The 1,973-nt window shown below is 59.4% G+C and carries 1 protein-coding gene; it reads left to right on the top strand.

The annotated features are described in order from the left end of the window. Positions 1–497 precede the first annotated feature (497 nt). Positions 498–1,808 (top strand): group II intron reverse transcriptase/maturase, encoded by a 1,311-nt coding sequence (ltrA, locus tag AWB67_RS36965; protein ID WP_235007843.1) that lies wholly within the window; start codon positions 498–500, stop codon positions 1,806–1,808. Positions 1,809–1,973 lie beyond the last annotated feature (165 nt).

The raw sequence follows: 1,973 nt of genomic DNA, 5'->3' as shown, positions 1-1,973 counted from the left end.
GGGTGTGCGCCGTGAAAAGGTGGCGCTTTCCAGTGGGTGTAAGTCCCACCCGGCAAATGCTCCAGCCGGAAGCAACCGGAGCAGTCGTGGAGGTAACGAAACGGTTGAAGCCTTCGGTGATGCGTGTCACGAATTGGTGGCAGCGCGAGTGTGCAGGCCGTAACGCGAGTGAACGCCGAGCAAACCTCGAAAAGGTCGATGCGCAGGCCGACCCGACAACCCTATCGGGGAAGGCTGATACGGCTGGGTGAATGAGCAGGCTGGACGCCCAGTCGCTGCGCCGGGGTAGTGGCGACAGCATGTACACAAGGAAAGCGTACGCAACACGGGAAGTCCCTCGGCGTGGTCAGGGATGACCAACCGGACGCCCGTGAGGGACAGGCCGGGCGCCTTGGGATGACGGAGAGGCCCGTAGTACCGATGAAGCCGGGTAACGCTGGTGGAGGGAAGGGGCCTCAGTTCAAGACAAACGCAACAAGTAGTGAGGGACCTGGAGATTGGGCAACCTATCAACTCCGATCAGTGTTCAGAAGCTGCAGATGGCGTTACACGCGAAAGCGAAGGCAGAAGCCGGGTATCGCTTCTATGCGCTGTACGACAAGATCTACCGCGAGGATTTGCTGGCGCATGCGTATGCCCAGTGCCGTTCGAACAAGGGCGCGCCGGGTGTCGATCGGCAAGACTTCGCGGAGGTCGAAGCGTATGGGGTGCAGAAGTGGCTCGGCGAACTGGCGCTTGCGCTCAGGCAGGAGAGTTACCGGCCGGACCCTATCAGAAGAGTGTTTATCCCGAAGGCCAATGGCAAGCTGAGGCCACTGGGCATCTCGACCTTGCGAGATCGGGTGTGCATGACAGCAGCGATGCTGGTGCTCGAACCGATCTTCGAAGCGGACCTTCCACAAGAGCAATACGCTTATCGCGCGGGGCGAAACGCCCAGCAAGCGGTGATCGAAGTGGAAGAGCGACTGCATCGAGGGCAAACGGACGTCGTTGACGCCGACCTTGCGGACTACTTCGGAAGTATTCCACACGCCGAATTGATGCTGTCGCTCGCGCGGCGCATCGTTGATCGGCGCGTGCTGCATCTGATCCGGATGTGGCTGGAATGCCCCGTTGAAGAAACCGATAACCGAGGTCGGAGGAAACGCACGACGGAGGCCCGGGATAGCAGACGTGGCATTCCGCAAGGCTCACCCATCTCACCACTGCTGGCGAATATTTATATGCGCCGGTTTGTGCTGGCATGGAAGAAGCTCGGACTTCAGCGCAGTCTTGGTAGTCGAATCGTGACCTACGCGGATGATCTGGTGATCCTGTGCAAGACGGGTAAGGCTGAGGAAGCCTTGCTGCGTCTGCGCGAGATCATGGGGAAGCTGAAGTTGACGGTCAACGAGGAGAAGACACGAATCTGCAAGGTGCCGGAAGGCGAATTCGACTTCCTGGGCTACACGTTTGGGCGGTTGTACTCTGCGACGACAGGGCAGGCCCGTATGGGCATGCGGCCGTCGAAGAAGAGTATTCGGCGTATGGTTGAGAAGATTCATGCGATGACCGCTCTTAAGACAGTGTGGCAAGAGACCACGGAACTGGTGGGCAAGTTGAACCGCACGCTACGCGGCTGGGCGAACTACTTCAATGTAGGCACGGACAGACGCGCGTATCGGGCGCTCGACAACTACACCGCTACGCGGTTGCGTCGGTGGTTACGCAACAAGTACAAGGTTAGACGTCGCAGGGGCGGGACTTATCCATCCCAGCACCTCTACGGGCACTTCGGTCTCGTGCGTCTGACTGGTCCCTGGTTGTGAACCTGCCGTGTACGAAGGCGTGATGTCTTGTCCGAGAGCCGGATGCGGGAGATCTGCATGTCCGGTTCGACGAGCGGGATGTGGAAACGGAGTTAGGGCGAGGTTATTAGGGCACCGCCGAACGAAAGAGGCGGCAACAGACAAACCGAACCTACTGCTACCGCG

The sequence above is a fragment of the Caballeronia terrestris genome (genome assembly GCF_001544515.1).
Lineage (GTDB): Bacteria > Pseudomonadota > Gammaproteobacteria > Burkholderiales > Burkholderiaceae > Caballeronia > Caballeronia terrestris.
Note: the sequence above shows the minus strand (reverse complement) of the source record. Positions and strands in the feature narration are given on the sequence as shown.